This window comes from Sphingomonadaceae bacterium OTU29LAMAA1, assembly GCA_024072375.1.
GTDB lineage: Bacteria > Pseudomonadota > Alphaproteobacteria > Sphingomonadales > Sphingomonadaceae > Sphingomonas.
The window spans coordinates 2,358,901-2,380,168 of the sequence record CP099617.1 but is presented as its reverse complement, the minus strand read 5'-3'; the positions used below and the strand labels follow the sequence as shown (position 1 = coordinate 2,380,168).

Genomic DNA, 21,268 nt, shown 5'->3' with positions numbered 1-21,268 from the left:
GCCAATGGTTACTTTTCTGCCAACGCCTTGCCTGCCCCCGGCCCTGTTTCCGGCGCTCGGACACCCCGTCGGCCGCGACGCTTCAATTCGGCCTTCAGATCCTCCGGGCGGGGCGCGACGAGGAAACCGAAGCTGACATTGCCCTCGCGTGTCTCGACGACGTGATGCAGGCGATGCGCCTGGACGATGCGCTTCATATAGGCGGACTTGGGCAGGTAGCGCGTTGGAATGCGCTGATGCACGATGATGTCGTGGAATCCGAAGTAGATCGCGCCATAGGCCGCGATCCCTGCGCCGATCCACGCGAACCCCGGCCACCAGCCGAGCTGCACGCCGCCGAGCAGCAGGACGAACGACGGCACCGCGAAAATCACGGCGTACAGGTCGTTCAGCTCCCAATTGCCGTGACGCCGGGTGTGGTGGCTCGCGTGCAGAAACCAGCCCCAGCCGTGCATCACCCAACGGTGCGCGGCATAGGCGAAGCCCTCCATACCGATCACGGTCACGAGGAAGAGGAGGATGCCGTACGGCCAGGACATGCAGGTTCCGTCTAATGCGATGCGTTTGCAATAACGAATGAACCCCGGATCAGTTCAGGGTGGATTCGCCGCGCCGCCTGTGCAAAAGGCGGCTCAATCTCCTCTTAATAGCATAACGCGAGGCAGGCCATGAACATCCACGAATATCAAGCCAAGGAACTGCTCGCCAAGTTCGGCGTCCCCGTCCCCGCCGGCTTCGCCGCGATGAGCGTCGAGGAAGCCGTCGCCGCCACCGGGAAGCTGCCCGGACCGCTCTACGTCGTGAAGGCGCAGATCCACGCGGGTGGCCGCGGCAAGGGCAAGTTCAAGGAACTCGGCCCCGACGCCAAGGGCGGCGTCCGCCTCGCCAAGACCGCCGACGAGGTTCGCGCGGCGGCGACCGACATGCTCGGCAACACGCTCGTCACCATCCAGACGGGTGACGCGGGCAAGCAGGTCAACCGCCTGTACGTGACCGACGGCGTCGACATCGCCAAGGAATTCTACCTCGCGCTGCTCGTCAACCGCGCGACCGGGCGCGTGTCGATGGTCGCCAGCACCGAGGGCGGCATGGACATCGAGACCGTGGCGCACGATAGCCCTGAGAAGATCCTGTCGATCGACATCGACGCAGCGACGGGGTTCCAGCCGCATCATGGCCGTGCCGTCGCCGCCGCGCTGGAGCTGACCGGCGACCTCGCCAAGCAGGCCGCCAATGTCGCATCGAAGCTATACGACGCGTTCCTCGGCACGGATGCCGAGCAGATCGAGATCAACCCGCTCGCCGTGACCGACGACGGCAAGCTGATGGTGCTCGACGCGAAGGTCGCCTTCGACGGCAATGCGATGTTCCGTCACAAGGACCTGATGGAGCTGCGCGACACCACCGAAGAGGACGCGATGGAGCTGGAGGCGTCGAAGTACGACCTCGCTTACATCAAGCTCGACGGCGATATCGGCTGCATGGTCAACGGTGCCGGCCTCGCCATGGCGACGATGGACATCATCAAGCTCAACGGCATGTTCCCGGCCAACTTCCTCGACGTCGGCGGCGGCGCCAACAAGGAGAAGGTGACCGCGGCGTTCAAGATCATCCTCGCCGATCCCGCGGTGAAGGGCATTCTGGTCAACATCTTCGGCGGCATCATGAAGTGCGACATCATCGCCGAGGGCATCGTCGCCGCGGCGAAGGAAGTGAATTTGTCGGTGCCGCTGGTCGTCCGTCTGGAAGGCACCAACGTGCAGGCCGGCAAGGACATTCTGGCGAACAGCGGCCTCGCCATCGTTCCCGCGAACGATCTGGGCGATGCGGCGAAGAAGATCGTCGCCGAGGTGCAGAAGGCGGCGTAACCTTCTCTTGGCCCCGTCCGCGGCGCGGCGGGGCTGAAGACGATGGAATTTTTCTCGGGCTCGGGCATCATGTCCGGGCCCGATTCGTTTGAGTAAGACAGATGCCGTTACGGCAAGCGGCATTTTCCGTACCGGACTTGCGAAAACCGCGGAAAATAGCCATGTGACCCGCCGATACGACGCCGGAAAATGGCGTCGGAGGCGCAATCGGAAGGAAGCTGATGAAGGTGCTGGTGCCGGTCAAGCGCGTGCTTGACTATAACGTGAAGCCCCGCGTGAAGGCGGACGGTTCGGGCGTCGACCTGGCCAACGTCAAGATGTCGATGAACCCGTTCGACGAAATCGCGGTCGAGGAAGCCATCCGCCTGAAGGACAAGGGCGTCACCGAGATCGTCGTCATCTCGATCGGCGAGCAGAAGGCGCAGGAAACGCTGCGGACCGCGCTGGCGATGGGTGCCGATCGCGCCATTCTCGTAGTGTCGGACACCAGGGTCGAGCCGCTTGGCGTCGCCAAGATCCTCGCGAAGATCGTCGAGGAGGAACAGCCGAGTCTCGTGATCCTCGGCAAGCAGGCGATCGACGACGACAACAACCAGACCGGCCAGATGCTGGCAGGTCTGCTCGGCTGGGGTCAGGGCACGTTCGCATCGAAGGTCGAGCTGACCGAGGGCAACGTCACCGTGACGCGCGAAGTCGATGGCGGGCTGGAGACGGACAGCTTCCCGTTGCCGGCGATCGTCACCACCGATCTGCGTCTGAACGAGCCGCGCTATGCTTCGCTGCCCAACATCATGAAGGCGAAGTCCAAGCCGATGGCGCAGAAGACCGCCGCCGATTACGGCGTCGACGTCACCCCGCGTCTGACGACGCTGAAGGTCGTCGAGCCGGGCAAGCGGCAGGCGGGCGTCAAGGTCGCCGATGTCGACGAACTCGTCATGAAGCTGCATGCGATGGGGATTGCGAAGTGAAGACGCTCGTCTGGGTCGAACACGACGGCACGTCCGTCAAGGATGCCACGCTCGCCGCGGTGACTGCCGCGTCGAAGCTGGGTGAGGTGCACCTGCTCGTCGCCGGCCAGGGCGTCGACGGCGTCGCGCAGGCGGCGGCGAAGATCGCCGGCGTAGGCAAGGTCCACGTCGCCGACGATGCGGCCTATGCGCATGCGCTCGCCGAGAACGTCGCGCCGCTGGTCGTCGAGCTGATGGGGCATCACGATGCCTTCGTCGCGCCGTCGACCACCACCGGCAAGAACGTCGCGCCGCGCGTCGCCGCATTGCTCGACGTGATGCAGATCAGCGACATCCTGTCGGTTGAAGCCGAGGATACGTTCACGCGGCCGATCTACGCCGGCAATGCGATCGCGACGGTGCAGACGTCGGACGCCAAGAAGGTCATCACCGTCCGCGGCACCGCCTTCGAAAAGGCAGCGACCGAGGGTGGGTCGGGTGAGATCGAGGCGGTCGCGTCGAAGGGCGAGACCGGCGTGTCGACCTTCGTCGGGTCGGAGATCGCCGAGAATGCGCGCCCGGAGTTGACCAGCGCGAAGATCATCGTGTCGGGCGGGCGTGCGCTCGGGTCGGGCGAGCAGTTCCACGCGCTGATCGATCCGCTCGCCGACAAGCTGGGTGCGGGTGTCGGTGCGAGCCGTGCGGCGGTCGATGCCGGCTATGCGCCGAACGATTATCAGGTCGGCCAGACCGGCAAGATCGTCGCGCCGGAAGTCTATGTCGCGGTCGGTATTTCCGGTGCGATCCAGCATCTTGCCGGCATGAAGGACAGCAAGGTCATCGTCGCGATCAACAAGGATGAGGATGCCCCGATCTTTCAGGTCGCGGACATCGGCCTGGTCGGCGACCTGTTCAAGATCGTGCCGGAACTGACGGAAAAGCTCTGATCCTGGCGGGCGTGCAACCCCGGGGTTGCACGCCCTTCGGCGTCACATGGCCGACGATCGGCGAACATGGCGTCATTCCGGCAACAGGCTATCGACCCCGCGTGTCGCCAGAGCCCAGCGATAGGCCGCATCGGCAATATAGAACCGGAATTGTACGCCGTCGAAATATACGCGCCGGGCGTTGCCGACGCAGATTTTCGCCCGATTGACGATGGCAGCCTCCAGCCGGCGAACGGTGTCGAGGGGCTTGTCGGTCAGTGCAAGTTGCATCGATAATTCGGGTTGCAGCCGTACGAAGCAAACGGCCGTTTCGAAGTAGCGCACGTCCACTGGAAGCCGGAACTTCGCAAGCGGCGTCTCCCGCGCATTGAAACGGGCTTGGACCACCGGATCGCCGGTCTGTTTTCGCGTCAACGTCAATCGTGGATCGATTCGCTTCATTACCTCGATCGTCAGGGCGCCGCGATCGTAGTAAGGATTGCCGGTTATGCGACCGCCAAGCGCGGCCTGTGGATCGGGAGCACATGCAAGGGTAAGCTGCGCCAGCCGCTGGAATGCGAAGGCTTGTTTGGTGCTGTTCGTGCGCGTGCCGAATATCTGGCGGAGATAGGCGATCCTGGTGGGGGATGCCGGTTCCGACGCGCATTTCGCCCATAATTGCGCCCGATCGAAGACCGTACGACTGCCGACCGCGCTGCCGGTGCGCGCGCTGCCCAGCGTCTGTTTGCTGACCAAGGAATCCTCCGCGTCGATATCCGGAAGAGCGGTGACGACGATATCGTTGGAAACCGGCTGCTCCTGTGGGATCGCGGCCGGCGGCGGCGCGCTTTGCACGAGCAGGGCGGCCAGCATGATGGTGATCGCGCTCATCGAATCCCCCCTAACGCCGATGCTGAAGCGAGCCGGTCGCCAAGTAAAGCGCGAAACGCCAGCGATTGTGCGTCATGAGGGCTTCCCCGCGCTCTTACGCAAAACCATAAAAAAGCGGCCCGATCCCAGCATGATCGAGCCGCCAGTCTACGCCCAGGGAGCTTAAACCCGGCGTGTCCATGAAACCGGATGATTAGAGCGCGTTGCCCTCCACGGGGGCGATCAGATTCTCCGCAGCTGCGCCATTGTCGACGATCAGGTCGTTGCCCGTTGCCTCGAACGCATCGCTGTTCGCCAAGCCGGCGTCGCCCTCCTCGTTGAGCGTCAGCGTGTCGGTGGCGGTGATGTTGTTGCCGGTGTCCGTCTTCGAACCGCAGGCGGCAAGGCTCAGGGCGGCAAGCGCGAGCGCCGGTGCCAGAATGACGATCTTCATGCAGTCCTCCGTGTTGAACCTTCGTCGCTGCCGCCCCGCAGGCCGGCACCGATCAGCGAGAAAAAGGCGCGGCTGGCGGGGGCGGTGCCGGCGTCCCATTCGGGATGCCATTGCACGCCGAGCACGTCCGCGCCGCAGGGGCGTGCCGATACCGCCTCGATCAGGCCGTCGTCCGCTGCGACCGCCTCTACCGACAGGCCGCCGCCCAGGCGGTCGATCCCCTGCTGGTGCACCGAGTTGACCCGCATCCGCGTTGCGCCGGTCGCGTCGGCCAGCCGCCCGCAGGCGCTCAGCTCGACATCGTGGCCGTGGTGGAACAGCGAATCGTAATCGCCCTCCCACGCGCCGCGATGGTGGCGCTCGGCATGTTCGGCGGCGCAGAGCGATCCGCCGAACAGCACGTTGATCTCCTGTAACCCGCGGCAGATGCCGAAGACGGGCTTGCCCGCCTCGATCATCCGCCCGGCGAGCGCGAGGGCGACCTGATCGCGCGGTTCGTCGACGATCTGCCCCTCGGGCAGCGGCGCGCCGCCGTAGCGCCAGGGCGCGACATGCGAGCGCGATCCGGTCAGCAGCAGCCCGTCGAGGATCGCCGACAGCGTCGCCACGTCGGCGGTGTCGGGCATCGCCGGCACCAGCAGCACGGTCGCGTCCGCCAGCCGTGTGAGCGGTTCGACGAAGCGGCTGGCGACGACCTGCACCGGGCGGTCCGCGACTTCGTTGCAGCAGAGGACGCCGATCACCGGCCGGCGTTCGGGATGCAGGCTCTGGCCCATCACACCACCGCCTGGACGAGCGTATCGCGCAACGCATGGCCGGCGGAGGGCGCGAGCAAATCCGCCTCCGGCTGCACCACGACGCCGCCGGGCGGCACGTCGGTCAGCAGCCAGACGTTGCCGCCGATCGTCGCGCCGGCGCCGATGTGGACGCGGCCGAGGATCGTCGCGCCGGCATAGATCACCACGTCGTCGCCGACGATCGGATGGCGGGCGAAGCGTTCGCGCGGGGAGCGGCGGGCGGCGCCCAGGGGACTGCGCGCGCCCAAGGTGACGTGCTGGTACAGCCGCACGCCGCTGCCGACGATCGCGGTTTCGCCGACGACGACGCCGGTGCCGTGGTCGATGAAGAAGCGTTCGCCGATCGTCGCGCCGGGATGGATGTCGATGCCGGTGCGTTCGTTGGCGAGTTCGGAGATCATCCGCGCGACGATCGGCGCGCCGAGAGCGTGCAGCTGGTGGGCGATGCGATGATGCAGGCTGGCGATCGCGCCGGGGTAGCAGACGAGGATCTCGTCGGTGCTGCCCGCGGCGGGATCGCCCAGGAACGCCGCCTCGACATCGCTGTCGACCAGCCGGCGGATGTCGCCGAGCGTGCCGGCGAACAGGCGGACGATCGTCGCGGCCTGATCGGCGTCGAAGGCGGCGCGCGCCTCCGCCTGCCAATAGCCGAGTTCGTGGCCGATCTCTCGCTCCAGCTCGGTGAAGGCGGCGGCGAGCTTCGCGGCGACGAAGCGGTCCTCGTCGGCGGGGGTGACGCGCTGAAGGCCGAGCCGGCGCGGGTACAGTGCCTCGGCGAGCAGTTCGACGATGCGCTCGATCGCGCCGCGAGAGGGAAAGATGGCGGCAACGCGCGCCGATTGCTGGCGATCCCGCCAGTCGCTACGGGCGGCGCGCAACGCGTCCACGGCCTCGCCCAGCGTCGCACCGGAATGCGGTTCGTCTGCCTTGAGCGCCTGGTATGTCATCCGATACCTCCGACGATCAAGATATCCCATCAACTTGGTAGGAATAGGAAGAAAAGCTATCCCGGTGCGAAGTTCGGATGAGCCGAGCGGCGGGCTGGCGATCCGGCGACGAACCTGCTTCACTGGCCGCATGCTGATACTCGCCCTGCTGCTCGCCGCCCAATCGTCCGATGCCGCGGTGGCGGCGCAAGTCGAGCGGGTGCTGGCGCGCACTCCCGTGATCGACGGGCATAACGACCTGGCGTGGGAGCTGCGCGAGGCGGTGCCGGCGCCCGATCTGTCGCGCGACACCGCGGCCCTGCCGCATCCGTTGCAGACCGACATCCCGCGGCTGCGCAAGGGGCGGGTCGGCGCGCAATTCTGGTCGGTGTGGATTCCCGCGGATACGATCGGCCCGCGCGCGGTCGAGATGACGCTGGAGGAGATCGACGTGGTTCGCCGCTTCGTCGCGGCACATCCGCGCGATCTGGAGATGGCGACCAGCGCCGCCGACGTGCGCCGGGTCGAGCGCGCCGGGCGGATCGCCTCGCTGATCGGGGTCGAGGGCGGGCATCAGATCGACGGGCGGCTGGCGGTGCTGCGCCAGTACAAGGCGCTCGGCGTCGGCTATATGACGCTGACGCATGGCAAGAGCCTGGAATGGGCAGATAGCTCGACCGATGCCCCGCGTGCGGGCGGGCTGGCGCCGTTCGGCAGGCAGGTGGTGGCCGAGATGAACCGCATCGGCATGATCGTCGATGTCAGCCATGTCGCCGACACGACCATGCGCGACGTGCTGGCGGTGTCGCGCGCGCCGGTGATCGCCTCGCATTCCGGCGCGCGCGCGGTGACCGACGCGCCGCGCAACATCCCTGACGACCTGCTCACCGCGATCGGGGCGAAGGGCGGGGTGGTGATGGTCAACTTCTATCCTGCCTTCCTGTCGAATGCGTGGCGGGCGTGGGACAGGGAGCGGACCGCTTATGCCAGGTCGGTCGGCGTGGCGGCGGATGTCTATGGTCCCAAGTCCCCGGCGCCGCTGGTCGCGTGGGACGCCGCGCATCCGCAGCCGCGCGTGGGGGTGAAGGAGGTCGCCGATCACGTCGAGCATGTCGCGCGCGTGGCGGGGCATGATGCGGTCGGGCTCGGCGGCGATTACGACGGGATCAACGGCACCGCGCCGCAGGGGATGACGGGCGTCGACGGCTATCCGCTGCTGTTCGCCGAGCTGGTGCGGCGGGGGTGGAGCGATGCCGATCTCGCCAAGCTGTCGGGCGGCAACGTGCTGCGGGTGATGGAGGCGGTCGAGGCCGTGGAGACGCGTTCGGCGGGCCAGCCGCCGGTGGAGGCTACGGCGCGGTAATCGTCCTCACCCTCACCCTGCGCCGCCTTCGGCGTCTTTTCCCTCTCCCAATGGGAGAGGGAGGGAGCGGCGCAGCCGCGGAAGGGTGAGGGTGAGCGCGACTAAGGTTCGACTGGCCCCATGCTCGGCACCTCCGGCACGGTGAGCGGCGGGACGCGTGCCAGCAGCACGCCGAGCACCAGCGCCATCACGCCCAGTACCAGACAGAACACCACGACCCCCGGCCAGCCCGCGTGCGTCCAGGCGACGCCGCCCGCCGACCCGAGCACGCTCGACCCCAGATAATAGAAGAACAGATACAGCGCCGCGCCTTGGCCGCGATTGCCGAGCGCGCGTCGTCCGACCCAGGCGCTCGCGATCGAATGCGCGCCGAAGAAGCCGACCGTCACCAGCGCGATGCCGAGGATCACCACCGCGAGCGGCCGCGCCTCGGTCGCCGCGACGCCGCCGAGCAGCAGCACGATCGGCAGCCAGAACACCCGCCGCCGCCCGATCCGGCCGGCGAATGAGCCGAACAGCGCCGAACTCGCCGAGCCGAGGATGTAAAGCAGGAACACGCCGCCCACCGCCGCCTGGCTCAATCCATAGGGCGGCGCGAGCAGGCGGAAGCCGGCATAATTGTAGATGGTGACGAACACCCCCATCAGCAGGAACGCCTCGGCATAGAGCAGCGGCAAGGCCCGGTCGCGGAACAGCGCGGCGATCCCGGCGAGCGGATTGCGGCCCGAGCCGGGGACGAACCCGCGCGACGCCGGCGCCAACCGTCGGAACGCCTCCGCCATCACCACGCCCGCCAGCCCGACGCTGCCCAACGCCCAGCGCCAGCCGGCGACATCGGCGACGAGGCTCGCGACCAGTCGCCCGCCCATGCCGCCGATCGCGCTGCCGGCGATATACAGGCCCATCGCCGCGCCGATCGAGGCGACGTCGACCTCTTCGGCGACATAGGCCATCGCCACCGCCGGCACGCCCGCCAGCGCGACGCCGGTCAGCAGCCGCAACGCGAGCAGCGCGCTCCACCCCGGCACCAGCGCCGCGGCGAGCGTCAGCGCGCCCGCGACGAACATCGCCGCGATCATCAGCGGTCGTCGCCCGATGCGGTCCGACAGGACGCCGGCGAACAGGATGCCGATCGCCAGCGGCCCGGTCGCCAGCGACACCGCCAGCGAAGCGCCCTCCGCGCTCAACCCGTAATCGGCGGCGAACAGCGGCAATAGCGGCTGCACCGAATACAGCAGCGAAAAGGTCGAGAAGCCCGCGAACAGCATCGCCAGCGTCAGCGCGCGATAGGCGGGCGTCCCCTCGCGGAGGGGCCAATCGGGGGCATCAGAAGCCGGCAAGGAAGCTGGCGACGTTGGCACCGAGCGCGTCGACCGCATAGCCGCCCTCCATCACGATCACCGTCGGCCAGCCGCAGCCGGCGATCTCGGCCGCGAGCATGCGGTAGCTCGGCGTGGTCAGCGCGAAGCGGGAGATCGGGTCGCCCTCCCACGTATCCGCACCGAAGCTGACGACCAGCAGTCCCGGCGCGAAGCGGGCGATCGCCGCCAGCGCGGTCGCCTGCGCGTGGCGGAACGCGTCGAGCGTGGTGCCGTGCGGCAATGGCAGGTTGAGCGTCGCGCCTTCGCCCGCGCCGCCGCCGATCTCGTCGGCATGACCCCAGTAGAACGGGAAGTCGGTTGCCGGATCGGCGTGGACCGAGGCGTAGAATACGTCGCCGCGCGCCCAGAAGATATCCTGCGTCCCGTTGCCGTGATGATAATCGATGTCGAGGATCGCGACACGCTCGACCCCCGCATCACGCGCCGCCTGCGCCGCGACCGCGGCATGGTTGAGGTGGCAGTATCCGCCGCAATAATCGCGTCCGGCATGATGCCCCGGCGGCCGGGCGAGGGCGAAGGCCGCGCGATCGCCGCCGAGCACCGCCGCGGTGGCGGACAACGCCGCCTGGCTGCTCCAATAGCTCGCCGCCCAGCTATCCTCGGTCAGCGGCGTCACCGTGTCCATCGCATGCGCGCCGAGCAGCGCATCGACTCGCGACAGGCTTAGCGAACGCCGCTGCACCACCGGAAAGGCGTAGGGGATCGCATCCCCCGGCCGCCCCGCCTCGCGCCACAGCCGCGGTACGTCCTGCAACGCCTGGCAATAGGCTGCGTCATGCACCGCGAGGATCGGCGCCATGCCCGCATCCGTCGGCGCCTCGACCGGCCCGAGCGCGCGCAGCATGATCTCCAGACGAGCCGGCACGTCGGCATAGGGCGTCAGGCCGCCGTTGTGGAACTCATGTGACGGCCGGTGCGCGGCCTGGAGCGGGTGGCTGAAGATCCTCATGGCGCACGCTTTTTCCCGGACGACGCCAACACCGCAACCCCCGCCAGCGCCGAGAGGATCGATCCCGCCAGCACGCCGATCTTGACCCGCTCGATCAGCGCCGGATCGCCGAACGCCAGTCCGCCGATGAACAGGCTCATCGTGAAGCCGATGCCGGCGACCAGCGCCATGCCGTAGAGCTGCATCCAGCTGACGCCGGCCGGCCGCCGCGCGATCCCCAGCCGGTCCGCTCCCCAGATCGCGCCGAAGATGCCGAACTGCTTGCCCAGGAACAGCCCGAGCGCGATGCCGAGCACCAAAGGCTCGGCCAGCGTCGACAGGCTTGCCCCGGCCAGCGACACACCGGCATTGGCGAATCCGAACAGCGGCACGATCGCAAAGGCCACCCAGGGGTGCAACGCATGCTCCAGCCGATGCAGCGGCGATGTCGCGTCGTCGGGTGCTGCGGGGGACTTGCGGATAGGGATCAGCATCGCGGTCAGCACGCCCGCGATCGTCGCATGAATGCCCGATTGCAGCACGAACAGCCACAGGCCCGCACCGACCAGCAGATACGGCCACAATGCCATCACCTGCCGCCGGTTGAGCACGTAGAGCACGACCAGCGCCGCTCCCGCACCGGCGAGGCTCAGCACCTGGATCGTCTCGGTATAGGCCACCGCGATGATCGCCACCGCGCCCATGTCGTCGACGATCGCCACGGTCGTCAGCAGCAGCTTGACCGCCGACGGCACCCGGCTGCCGAGCAACGCCAGCACGCCGATCGCAAAGGCGATGTCGGTCGCGGCGGGGATCGCCCAGCCGGGCTGCAACCCCGGTTCCGCGCCGGCGACGATCAGGAAGACGAGCGCCGGCGCCGCCATGCCCGCGACGGCGGCGATGAAGGGCAGGCGGCGGCGATCGGCGCTGGCGAGCCGCCCGTCGACGAACTCGCGCTTGATCTCCAGCCCGACGAGCAGGAAGAACAGCGCCATCAGCCCGTCGTTGATCCACAGATGCACGCTCATCGGCCCCAGCGCGCGCGCCAGCACCGGGCCGGTCCGGTGGTGCAGCAGCGCTTCGTAGCCGTGGGCGGTGGCCGGCAGGTTGGCGACGATCATCGCGCAAACCGCCGCGGCGATCAGGACGATACCGCCCGCCGCCTCGCTGTGCAGGAAATCGCGGAGCGCGCTGTGGCTGCCGCGGCGGGAAACCTTGGTCGTCATCCGTTCCCGCGTAACGCTTGCGCCCCGCGAGGCAAGCCGAACCCGCCGCGCTGCACCGCCAGCGACACTGCCCAGATCGCCAGCCCGCCGAGCGCCAGCGCGCAGCCGACGATGCCGGTCGAGGTCCAGCCGAGCCCGCCGGCGATCGCCAGCCCGCCCAGCCACGGCCCGATCGCATTGGCGGTGTTGAACGCCGAATGGTTCATCGCCGCCGCCAGCGCCTGCGCGTCGCCGGCAACGTCCATCAGCCGCGTCTGCAACACCGTGCCGAGCGCGCCGCCCAGCCCGATCGCGAACACGTCGAGCGTCATCGTCGTCACATTGCCCGCCGCCAGCGGATACAGCGCCAGCGCCCCCGCCGACCACAGCAGCAGCGCGCCGGCGGTCGGCATCAGTGCCTTGTCGGCAAAGCGCGGCACGACGAGGTTGCCGATCGTCATGCCGACGCCGAACACCGCGAGCACCACCGGCACCATCCGCGGCGACACGCCGGTGACCTCCATCAGCGTCGAGGCGAGATAGGTGTAGACCGCGAACATCCCGCCGAACCCGATCGCGCCGGTGGCGAGCGTCAGCCACACCTGCTTGCGCTTCAGGGCACCGAGTTCGCGCAACGGGCTGGCGTTGCGATCGGGCGCGTCGATCGGTGCGAGCAACGCGACCAGCGTCGCGGTCGTCAGCGCCAGCACGCCGACCAGCGCGAACACCCAGCGCCAGCTCGCGATCTGCCCCAGCAGCGTCGCGAACGGCACGCCGACGATCGTTGCCACGGTCAGCCCCAGCATCACGCGGCCGACCGCCTGCGTCCGCTGGTCGGCGGGCACCAGCGAGGCGGCGACCAGCGACGCGATCCCGAAATATGCACCGTGCGGCAGTCCGGCGAGGAACCGGAACGCCAGCATCCAGCCATAGCTCGGCGCGAGCGCGGACAGGGTATTGCCGATCGCGAACAGCGCCATCAGCCCGATCAACAACGTCCGCCGCGACATCCGCGCCGACAGCACAGCGATCGTTGGCGCACCGACGACCACCCCCAGCGCATAAGCGGAAATGACATGCCCGACCGCCGGCGCATCGATGCCCAGGCCGCGCGCAAGGTCGGGCTCAAGGCTCATCGCCGCGAATTCGGTGGTCCCGATCGCGAACCCGCCCATGGCGAGCGCAAGGTGGACGAGGCCGGGATGCGCCTCGGCAGTCTGTCGTAATGTCATAAAACCTGCCCTAACCGGCTTTGCTGCAACGCAGCAAGCGTAACGGGAGGGCAGGGGCGTGGTTCCGGTAGCGAAGTCGGTGGTGCGCGCGGAGGCGCACAGGGCGCAGAGAATCTAGTCCGCGGCAGCTTCAATTCGTAACCGAGAGCGGCAGAGCTGAAACACCGGCGTCAATCACATCTTCTCTGCGTCCTCCGCGCCTCTGCGCGCAAAAAAGAAAGTTGGATTCACGCGGAGATGCGGAGGCGCGGAGATTGCGCTCGCGGCAGCTTTAACCTTCCCTCTCGGGCGACGCTCAAGCTGCAACGAAGATGAGGAAAGCCGCAGTCGCGGCAGGCGCAACATCTCCGCGCCTCCGCGTCCGCGTGAATCAACCGTCTTCAGACCTTCGCCAAAGCCTCGCCGATCAACCGCCGGCTGTTCGCCACGCCGTACAAAGCGATGAAGCTCCCCATCCGCGGCCCCTGCTCCGACCCCAGCAGCGTCTCGTACAAAGCCTTGAACCAGTCGCGTAGATTCTCGAACCCGCCCGTCTTGCCGATCTCGTAGACGACGTTCTGGATATCCTCGGCACTCGCATCCCCGGCCAGTGCCGCCAGATCGGCATCCAGCCGTCGCAGCGCCTCCACCTCGACACCCTCCGGCGCCCGCCGTTGCAACGTCGGTGCGACGAAATCGCGCGCATAGGCCAGCGCATAGCCGATCAGGCGGTCCAACTCCGGATCGCGTTCCGGCGTCGCATCCGGCACGTAATTCCGCAGATAGCCCCAGACCTGCTCCTTGCTCGCCTCGCCCATCACGCCGACCAGGTTGAGCAACAGCCCGAACGTCACCGGCAGCGTCGCCTCCGGCACCTTGCCGTCATGGATGTGGTGGACCGGGTTGCCGAGCCGCTGCTTGATATCCTGCGTCGGGTAATTGCCACGGAACTGCCAGTAATCGTCGACCGCGCGCGGGATCACGCCGAAATGCAGCGACTTCGCCTTCTTGGGCTCGCGATAGGCGAAGAACGCCAGGCTCTCCTCCGGACCATAGGTCAGCCACTGGTCCAGCGACAGGCCGTTGCCCTTGGACTTGGAGATCTTCTCGCCCTTCTCGTCGAGGAACATCTCGTAATTGAAGCCTTCCGGCGGACGACCACCCAAAACGCGCGCGATCTTCGACGATTGCGTCACCGAATCGATCAGGTCCTTGCCCGCCATCTCGTAATCGACGCCCAGCGCGACCCAGCGCATCGCCCAGTCGACCTTCCATTGCAGCTTCGAAAGGCCGCCCAGCGCCGATTGCACGATCCGCTCGCCGCTCTCGTCGACGAAGGCGATCGTACCGGCCTCCGCATCGACCACCTCGACCGGCACCTGCAACACCACGCCCGTCACCGGGCTTACGGGGAGCACCGGCGAGTACGTCTCGCGCCGCTCGGCACGCAGCGTCGGCAGCATGACATCAAGGATGCCCTGGTAATGCCGCAGCACCCCCTTGATGGCGTCGTCGAACTTGCCGCCCTCGTAATAGTCGGTGGACGAGGCGAACTCATAGTCGAACCCGAACCGGTCGAGGAATTGCCGCAGCATCGCATTGTTGTGCGCAGCAAAGCTGTCGAACTTGCCGAACGGATCGGGGATGCGCGTCAATGGCTTGCCGAGATGCGCGCGCAGCATGTCGCCGTTCGGCACGTTGTCCGGCACCTTGCGCAGGCCGTCCATGTCGTCGCTGAACGCGATCAACCGCGTGGGCTGGTCCGACAGCGCATGGAAGGCGTTGCGCACCATCGTCGTGCGCAGCACTTCATTGAACGTACCGATATGCGGCAGGCCCGACGGCCCGTAGCCGGTCTCGAACAGGATCGCCTCGCCGCCGGGCTTGCCGTTAGAATAGCGCTTGAGCAGCTTGCGCGCCTCCTCATACGGCCAGGCCTTGGAGTCGAGGGCAGCGGAGCGCAGATCGGTATCGGTCATAGTGCTCGCGCATCTGCCGCTTCGCGCGCCGAAGCGCAAATGCTATGGAGTGCCATGGCTACGCTGCCTCCCGGCGACCCTCAGCGGTTCAGGCTGCACATCGAGCATTATGAACTGCTCGCCGCCGCGGAAGCGTTCGCGATGCAGCGCGTCGAAATGATCGATGGACAGGTCTTGATGACCCGTCCGAAGGACCGTGACCATACCCGGTTAACATCGGAATTGCTGTGGCGGCTGCGCCCGTTGCTACAGGTCATCGCCCCTTGGATGGACGCCTTCGTCGGTGTCAGTGTGGCGCTTCCCCCACATGATATGCCAACACCGGACGTCGTAGTGGCGGCATCGCAGATCGAGACGAACTATTGGCAGGCAGGCGATATCGCGATCGTGATCGAGGTTGCAAATGCATCGCTTTCGACAGACCTCAGCGTCAAGAGGCACTTGTACGCCGAACACGGCATTCCCGAATATTGGGTGGTCGACGTGGAACGTCGGCAGGTTCATCAATTCTGGACCCCTGCCGACGGCGACTACCGCGAAACGCGCATCGTACCGCTGGCGGGCGACATCCACAGCGTGACGCTGCCCAACCTGACCGTGAACGGCGCGGGTATCCTGTAACCTCGCTCTGGTGTTTTCGGTTCGTTCCACGGTAAGGACGATCCCGTGATCCCCTATCCCGCCATCCACGCCAGCCACGGCGGCATCTGGATCGCCAATGCAGAGGGCACGCGGCCGATCGGGCGCGGTGAGGCGATCCGCATCGCCGCGGACACGCCGGTGCTGCTGCTCAATGCACCGCTGGTCGGGTTGCGGCTCGGCTATCCGGAGCTGTCGGGGCTCGACCTGCTCGAATTGTTCGCCTTCCTCCATCCGGCGCGATTCGCGGTGCCGACGCCGAAGGGGCTCGCGCGCGCGGTCGATCTGTCGCCGCCGGACAAGGACGAGGATGTCGCCGCCTTCCTCCGCGAAGCCGCCGCCGCGCTGCTCGCGGTGCCGCAGGGCGATTGGCCCGAGCGCGAGGGTGCGTGGACCGCGGCGCAGTCGCTCACCCGGCTGCGCTGGCCGTGGGCGCCCGCGATCGGGCCTTTACTCGCCAAGCCTCAGGTCAACGAACGCTGGCTGTTCGCGAAACTGCCCGAATGGGAGGAACAGGCGCCGCGCCCCGCGCCGCTGACCGCGACGATCCCGCCCGCCGATGCCGAGGCGCGGCTCGCCGACCTGACCGGCCATGGCGCCGAGGAACGGCTGGGCCAGCGCGCCTTCGCTGCCGCCGCGACCGACGCCTTCGCGCCGAGGGCGATGCGCGATTCGCCCAACCTCGTGCTGGCCGAAGCCGGCACCGGGATCGGCAAGACCCTGGGCTATCTCGCCCCCGCATCCTTGTGGGCCGAGCGTGCCGGCGGGGCGGTGTGGATCAGCACCTATACCAAGGCGCTGCAACGCCAGCTCTCCAAGGAAACCGAGCGCGTCTACCCCGACCCCGCGATCCGCCGGCAAAAGGTGGTAACGCGCAAGGGCCGCGAGAATTACCTGTGCCTCCTCAACCTCGAGGATGCGTTACAGGGCGGGTTCGCCGGCCGCGCCGCGATCCTTGCGCAACTGGTCGCGCGCTGGGCGGCGTATAGCGCCGACGGCGACATGGTCGGCGGCGACCTGCCGGGCTGGCTGCCGACCCTGTTCCGCCGCAACGGCCCCGCGGCGCTGACCGACCGGCGCGGCGAATGCGTCTACGCCGGCTGCCCGCATTACCGGAAATGCTTCATCGAGCGCGCCGCCCGCGCCTCCGCCGAGGCCGATGTCGTGATCGCCAACCACGCGTTGGTCATGGTCAACGCCGCCCGCGGTCGCGAAACCTCGACGCGCCCGACCCGCTACGTCTTCGACGAGGGGCATCACCTGTTCGAAGCGGCCGATTCGATGTTCGCCACCGCGCTGACGGGCCAGGAGACGATCGAGCTGCGCCGCTGGATTCTCGGCCCGGAAAGCGGCGGCCGCGGCCGCCGGCGGGGGTTGCAGGCGCGGCTGTCCGACGTCGCGAGCTACGACGAACAGGGCGGCATCGCGATCCAGGACGCGGTCGAGGCGGCGCGCCACCTCGCCGCCGACGGCTGGCTCGGCCGGATCGCGGAGGGCGCGCCGTTCGGGCCGATCGAGCATCTGCTCGCCGCCGTCCGTGGCCTGACCTACGCGCGTGCCGAACAGCCGGGCGATGCTGGCTATGGCCTCGAAACCGAACTCGCCGAACCGACGCCCGAACTGATCGAGGCCGCCGCACCCGCCGCCGCGGCGCTCGATGCGCTCGTCCGCCCGCTCGTGACGCTCGGCCGGCGGCTGGAAGCGGTGCTGGCCGAAGCCCCCGACTGGATGGACGCACCCGCCCGCGCCCGCGTCGAGGGCGCGATCGCCTCGATCGGCTGGCGCGCGGAGACGGTCGCGGCGTGGCTATCGCTGCTCGCCCGCGTCGGCGGCCCGGTCGACCCCGCGCATGTCGACTGGCTCGCGGTCGATCGCGTCGAGGGTCGCGAGTATGACATCGGCCTCCACCGCCACTGGCTCGACCCGACCAAGCCCTTCGCCGAGATCGTGCTGAAACCTGCCCACGGTGCTTTGGTTACTTCGGCGACGCTCACCGGCGGCGGCGACTGGAACACCGCGGAGGCGCGCGTCGGCGCGCCGCACCTCGCCCGCGCGCCATCGCGGTTCGAGGCGAAGAGCCCATTCGACTATCCCGCGCATGCCGAGGTGCTGATCGTCACCGACGTCAAGCGCGGCGACCTGCCCGCGCTCGCCAACGCCTATGCGCGGCTGATCCTCGCGGCGGGCGGCGGCACATTGGGGCTGTTCACCGCGATCCGCCGGCTGCGCGGCGTGCATGGCCGCATCGCCGACCGGCTGGCGCGCGAAGGGCTGCCGCTCCACGCGCAGCACGTCGATCCGATCGATACCGGCACGTTGGTCGACATCTTCCGCGACGATCCGGCGTCGTCGCTGCTCGGCACCGATGCGTTGCGCGACGGGGTGGACGTGCCGGGATCGTCGCTGCGGCTGGTGGTGATGGAGGGCGTGCCATGGCCCAAACCGAGTGTGCTCCACGCCGCGCGGCGGCTCGCGGGCGGCGGGTCGGCGTACGACGACCGCATCGTCAGGGCGCGGTTGGCGCAGGCCTTCGGTCGCCTGATCCGCCGCGCCGACGATCGTGGCGCGTTCGTCATGCTGTCGGCAGCGATGCCGTCGCGCTTGCTCTCCGCATTCCCGGCTGGAGTCGGGATCACCCGTGTCACGCTCGACGAAGCGGTGACCCGCGTGCGCGCGCGGCTTTCCTTGGACACTGACATAGGGCAAGAGGCGGCTCCCGCGATCGAGCACGGAGAGACCGGTTGAAGACGCTGACGCTGCTGCGCCACGCCAAGTCCGGCTGGGACGATCCGGTGACCCGCGACTTCGATCGCCCGCTCAATGCCAAGGGCAAGCGCGCCGCGCAGACCGTCGGCCGCAACCTGCGCGATCTGGGGCTGGAGTTCGACCACATCGTCGCCTCTCCCGCGATCCGCGTCGGCGAGACGCTGGACGCGGTGGTGGCGGGCTATGGCCGCAAGCTGGCGCCGGTATGGGAACGGCGCATCTATCTCGCCTCCGCCGCGACGTTGCTCGATGTCGTCCACGAACTGCCCGCCGATGCCGATCGAGTGCTGCTGGTCGGGCACAATCCCGGTCTCGAAGACCTGGTGCTGATGCTGGTGCCCGAAGCGGCGGACGGCCTGCGCACGCTCGTGGAGGAGAAATACCCGACTGCGACGATGGCGGAGATGACGCTGGCGATCACCGGCTGGGACGACGCGGCGGCCGGCCGCGCGACGCTGACCCGCTACATCCGCCCGCGCGATCTGGATGCGACCCTAGGGCCGGACGAGGATTGAACGCGCCTGAACAGGGCGCTGAGTAATCTACGCCTGACGCTCGCCCCCCATCCGTCATCCCGGCGAACGCCGGGACCAATGGTTTCGAACGGTTGGTAGTTGCGCATGCCAGCAGCGGTGCGAGGCCATGGGTCCCGGCGTCCGCCGGGATGACGGGTGAAAGGTGAGCCCCTTACATTCGGGAATACCGCGGCAAGGCGCCAGTTCATCGCCGCCCTCTCGACCCGCCTCACCCATAACGGACCCGAAACGGCGCTAAAGTGTTCAGCCAAGACGCATGCATGCGCAAGGGGGACACAGGTGATCGACAGACGACGGCTCGAATCGGGCGGGCTTATCCTGTTCCTGGCGATTATCACGCTCGGGCTGATGCTGGTCGTATCCTCGTTTGCCGGCGCACTGCTGTGGGCGGTGCTGGCGGCGATCCTGTTCCAGTCGCTGTTCCAGTGGCTGCTGACGCGCTGGCCCGGCCGACGCAACCTCGCCGCCGCGGCGACGCTGCTCATCATCCTGATCGCCGTCATCATACCGGCGCTCGCGATCACCGGGATGGTCGTCGACCAGTCCGCCGGCGTCTATGCCAAGATTCAGACCGGCCAGATCGACTTCGCGACCTATTTCAAACAGGTGCATGACGGGCTGCCGCAGTGGGTGCAGCGCCCGCTCGACCGGGCCGGTCTCGGCAGCTTCGACCGTGCGCAGGCTCGTATCGCACAGGGCTTCCGCAGCAGTTTCCAGTCGATCGCTGCCCAGGCGCTGTCGATCGGACGCAATGCGGCGGCCTTCCTGCTGGCGTTCGGCGTCGGCCTTTACGTCACCTATTTTCTGTTGCGTGACGGCGAGCGCCTCGCCCCCGCGATCCGCGACGCGCTGCCGCTGCAGCGCGATGTGGCCGACCGGTTGCTCGGCAAGTTCGTGTCCGTCGTCCGCGCCACGATCAAAGGGTCGGTTGTCGTCGCCCTCGTTCAGGGCGCGCTGGGCGCAATCACCTTCTGGATCGTTGGTGTGCCGGCGGCGCTGCTATGGGGCCTGTTGATGGCGCTGGTCGCGCTGCTGCCCGCGGTTGGCCCGGCGCTCGTCTGGGGGCCGGTGGCCATCTACCTGCTGGCAACGGGTGCGGTGTGGCAGGGCGTGGTCGTGATCGTGTCGGGCGTGGCGGTGATCGGCCTAGCCGACAATATCCTGCGCCCGATGCTGGTCGGCCGAGACACCGGCATTCCCGACTGGCTGGTGCTGGTCACCACGCTCGGCGGTATCGAGGTCGCCGGGCTGAGCGGCATCGTCGTCGGCCCTCTGGTCGCGGCGCTGTTCATCGCCGGCTGGCAGATCCTGACCGAACAGCGCGAGGGCCGCCCGGTCGCAAACCCCGATGCGCGTGACGCGCCGCCAGCCTGAGGGTTACCGCTTTTCGAGCATCGCCTTCAGTCCGTCGAACGCGCCGAGCGGACGATGCTCATCCTCGCTGATCACCCCCGCCTCGCGCAGCGTCGCCTCCGCCCCCGGACTGCGCGGGAAGGGATCGAGCGCCAGCGCCATCGTCTCCGCCGCGGCCTCGCCGAGATCGACCGCGCCGCCTTCGATCTCCACCGTATCGAGCGCGCCCGCATCCAGTTCTATCTCGTCCTGTTCTTCGAGCGAATCGACGAACAGGAGGGCGACCGGTTCGTCGATCGTCGCGTCCAGCGGTACTCCGGTCACCGAACACGCTTGCACCACCGCCCCGGTGACACGCCCGCGCACCGCGATCCCTGCCGCCTCCTGACGCACCGTCAGCACCGCCTCCAGCCGCTCTACCGACAGCACGCCGAACCGCGTCGCCAGCTTCGCACGCTCGGTGGCATCGGCCGCGATCCGCACCTCGCGCTCGCCCGCGCCGATCGCGTCGAGCCGTTCGGGACGGCTGAATTCGGGGGTCATGCCAGCTCTCCTGCGGTCAGTCGATCGAGCGGCGCCGTCGCCAGCGCCACGTGCATCGCGGTCAGCGCATCCGCTACGTGCGCCACCGCGGCGGGCGCCGGCGTCGCGCCGCGATACAGGTTGCGGACCAGTGCCGGCGTCAGATCGCCCGCCGCCAGCCCGTCGCGATAGGCGCCCAGCCGTCCGCCCAGCATGCTCATCATCTTGCCGATATGCTTGCCGACGACGATGTCGCCGATCCCCATCTGACGCAGCTGGCCGTCCATGTCGTCGACGAAGCGTTCGGTCAGATGTGCCTGCAGCGCCGCGGCGTCCGGCTCCGCCTCCAGCCGCAACAACACCATCGTCAGCACCGCGGCGATCATGTCGAACCGCCCGTCGACGGTGTCAGGAACCCCGCCCGCGACATACCAATGTTCGGCGCGACCCTGCGTCACCACCGCATTATACAGCGGCAGCGCCGCATCGCGTCGTTCGCCGAACAACCGTCCCCACCAGCTCACATCGCGTCCTTGTCGTTGCGCGCCTGCCACCCGGCGCTTGAAGCTCATCCGTTCCTCGCATATCGAGGCGAT

At 68.0% G+C, this 21,268-nt stretch carries 20 protein-coding genes; 8 read left to right on the top strand and 12 right to left on the bottom strand.

Annotated features, from left to right (window positions below; translation table 11 throughout):
* Positions 1-8 precede the first annotated feature (8 nt).
* The gene (locus tag NF699_11570) at positions 9-539 is read right to left on the bottom strand and encodes a sterol desaturase family protein (protein ID USU03713.1); all 531 of its coding nucleotides are present in this window, start codon (positions 537-539) and stop codon (positions 9-11) included.
* 129 nt (positions 540-668) lie between these two features.
* On the opposite strand from NF699_11570, the gene sucC reads away from it, so the two are divergent.
* From sucC to NF699_11555, 3 genes are all read left to right on the top strand, one after another.
* On the top strand, positions 669-1,868 hold the full coding sequence (gene sucC, locus NF699_11565; protein ID USU03712.1) for an ADP-forming succinate--CoA ligase subunit beta: 1,200 nt from the start codon (positions 669-671) through the stop codon (positions 1,866-1,868).
* Positions 1,869-2,089: 221 nt separating this feature from the next.
* Positions 2,090-2,836 carry an electron transfer flavoprotein subunit beta/FixA family protein gene (locus NF699_11560; protein USU03711.1) on the top strand — a complete coding sequence of 249 codons (747 nt, stop codon included), beginning with the start codon at positions 2,090-2,092 and terminating at the stop codon, positions 2,834-2,836.
* Positions 2,833-3,762: an electron transfer flavoprotein subunit alpha/FixB family protein gene (locus NF699_11555; GenBank protein USU03710.1), complete on the top strand. Its 930-nt coding sequence runs from the start codon at positions 2,833-2,835 to the stop codon at positions 3,760-3,762. The genes NF699_11560 and NF699_11555 overlap by 4 nt, the downstream gene beginning before the upstream one ends.
* A gap of 72 nt (positions 3,763-3,834) precedes the next feature.
* On the opposite strand, the gene NF699_11550 is transcribed toward NF699_11555, so the two are convergent.
* The 4 genes from NF699_11550 to NF699_11535 form a co-directional block, all read right to left on the bottom strand.
* Entirely contained in the window at positions 3,835-4,632 is a 798-nt protein-coding gene (locus NF699_11550; protein ID USU03709.1) for a hypothetical protein, read from the bottom strand.
* A gap of 193 nt (positions 4,633-4,825) precedes the next feature.
* Positions 4,826-5,065 carry a hypothetical protein gene (locus NF699_11545; GenBank protein ID USU03708.1) on the bottom strand — a complete coding sequence of 80 codons (240 nt, stop codon included), beginning with the start codon at positions 5,063-5,065 and terminating at the stop codon, positions 4,826-4,828.
* A complete protein-coding gene (locus tag NF699_11540; GenBank protein ID USU03707.1) occupies positions 5,062-5,841 on the bottom strand; it encodes a gamma-glutamyl-gamma-aminobutyrate hydrolase family protein in 780 nt (259 codons plus the stop codon). Before NF699_11540 ends, NF699_11545 begins: the two co-directional genes overlap by 4 nt.
* Positions 5,841-6,809 carry a serine acetyltransferase gene (locus NF699_11535; protein USU03706.1) on the bottom strand — a complete coding sequence of 323 codons (969 nt, stop codon included), beginning with the start codon at positions 6,807-6,809 and terminating at the stop codon, positions 5,841-5,843. The genes NF699_11540 and NF699_11535 overlap by 1 nt, the downstream gene beginning before the upstream one ends.
* Positions 6,810-6,939: 130 nt before the next feature.
* Here NF699_11535 and NF699_11530 point away from each other — a divergent pair, with 130 nt between their 5' ends.
* Positions 6,940-8,151 (top strand): dipeptidase, encoded by a 1,212-nt coding sequence (locus tag NF699_11530; protein ID USU03705.1) that lies wholly within the window; start codon positions 6,940-6,942, stop codon positions 8,149-8,151.
* A 101-nt stretch (positions 8,152-8,252) separates the two neighbouring features.
* Here the strand turns inward: NF699_11530 and NF699_11525 are convergent, their stop codons facing one another.
* The 5 genes from NF699_11525 to NF699_11505 form a co-directional block, all read right to left on the bottom strand.
* The gene (locus NF699_11525) at positions 8,253-9,491 is read right to left on the bottom strand and encodes an MFS transporter (protein USU03704.1); all 1,239 of its coding nucleotides are present in this window, start codon (positions 9,489-9,491) and stop codon (positions 8,253-8,255) included.
* Positions 9,478-10,482 carry a histone deacetylase family protein gene (locus NF699_11520; protein ID USU03703.1) on the bottom strand — a complete coding sequence of 335 codons (1,005 nt, stop codon included), beginning with the start codon at positions 10,480-10,482 and terminating at the stop codon, positions 9,478-9,480. The genes NF699_11525 and NF699_11520 overlap by 14 nt, the downstream gene beginning before the upstream one ends.
* Entirely contained in the window at positions 10,479-11,687 is a 1,209-nt protein-coding gene (nhaA, locus tag NF699_11515; protein ID USU03702.1) for a Na+/H+ antiporter NhaA, read from the bottom strand. Before nhaA ends, NF699_11520 begins: the two co-directional genes overlap by 4 nt.
* Entirely contained in the window at positions 11,684-12,898 is a 1,215-nt protein-coding gene (locus NF699_11510) for an MFS transporter (GenBank protein USU03701.1), read from the bottom strand. Before NF699_11510 ends, nhaA begins: the two co-directional genes overlap by 4 nt.
* Before the next feature lie 380 nt (positions 12,899-13,278).
* Entirely contained in the window at positions 13,279-14,856 is a 1,578-nt protein-coding gene (locus NF699_11505; protein ID USU03700.1) for a lysine--tRNA ligase, read from the bottom strand.
* Between the two features lie 54 nt (positions 14,857-14,910).
* On the opposite strand from NF699_11505, the gene NF699_11500 reads away from it, so the two are divergent.
* The 4 genes from NF699_11500 (at position 14,911) to NF699_11485 (ending at position 20,171) form a co-directional block, all read left to right on the top strand.
* Entirely contained in the window at positions 14,911-15,477 is a 567-nt protein-coding gene (locus NF699_11500; protein ID USU03699.1) for a Uma2 family endonuclease, read from the top strand.
* A 45-nt stretch (positions 15,478-15,522) separates the two neighbouring features.
* Positions 15,523-18,240 carry an ATP-dependent DNA helicase gene (locus tag NF699_11495; protein USU03698.1) on the top strand — a complete coding sequence of 906 codons (2,718 nt, stop codon included), beginning with the start codon at positions 15,523-15,525 and terminating at the stop codon, positions 18,238-18,240.
* Positions 18,237-18,776 (top strand): histidine phosphatase family protein, encoded by a 540-nt coding sequence (locus tag NF699_11490; protein ID USU03697.1) that lies wholly within the window; start codon positions 18,237-18,239, stop codon positions 18,774-18,776. Before NF699_11495 ends, NF699_11490 begins: the two co-directional genes overlap by 4 nt.
* Before the next feature lie 300 nt (positions 18,777-19,076).
* Positions 19,077-20,171, top strand: coding sequence for an AI-2E family transporter (locus NF699_11485; GenBank protein ID USU03696.1), 1,095 nt, complete (start codon positions 19,077-19,079; stop codon positions 20,169-20,171).
* Positions 20,172-20,174: 3 nt separating this feature from the next.
* On the opposite strand, the gene NF699_11480 is transcribed toward NF699_11485, so the two are convergent.
* Both NF699_11480 and NF699_11475 read right to left on the bottom strand, forming a co-directional pair.
* Entirely contained in the window at positions 20,175-20,693 is a 519-nt protein-coding gene (locus tag NF699_11480; GenBank protein ID USU03695.1) for a DUF177 domain-containing protein, read from the bottom strand.
* Positions 20,690-21,244 (bottom strand): ubiquinol-cytochrome C chaperone family protein, encoded by a 555-nt coding sequence (locus tag NF699_11475; protein USU03694.1) that lies wholly within the window; start codon positions 21,242-21,244, stop codon positions 20,690-20,692. The genes NF699_11480 and NF699_11475 overlap by 4 nt, the downstream gene beginning before the upstream one ends.
* Positions 21,245-21,268: the final 24 nt, after the last annotated feature.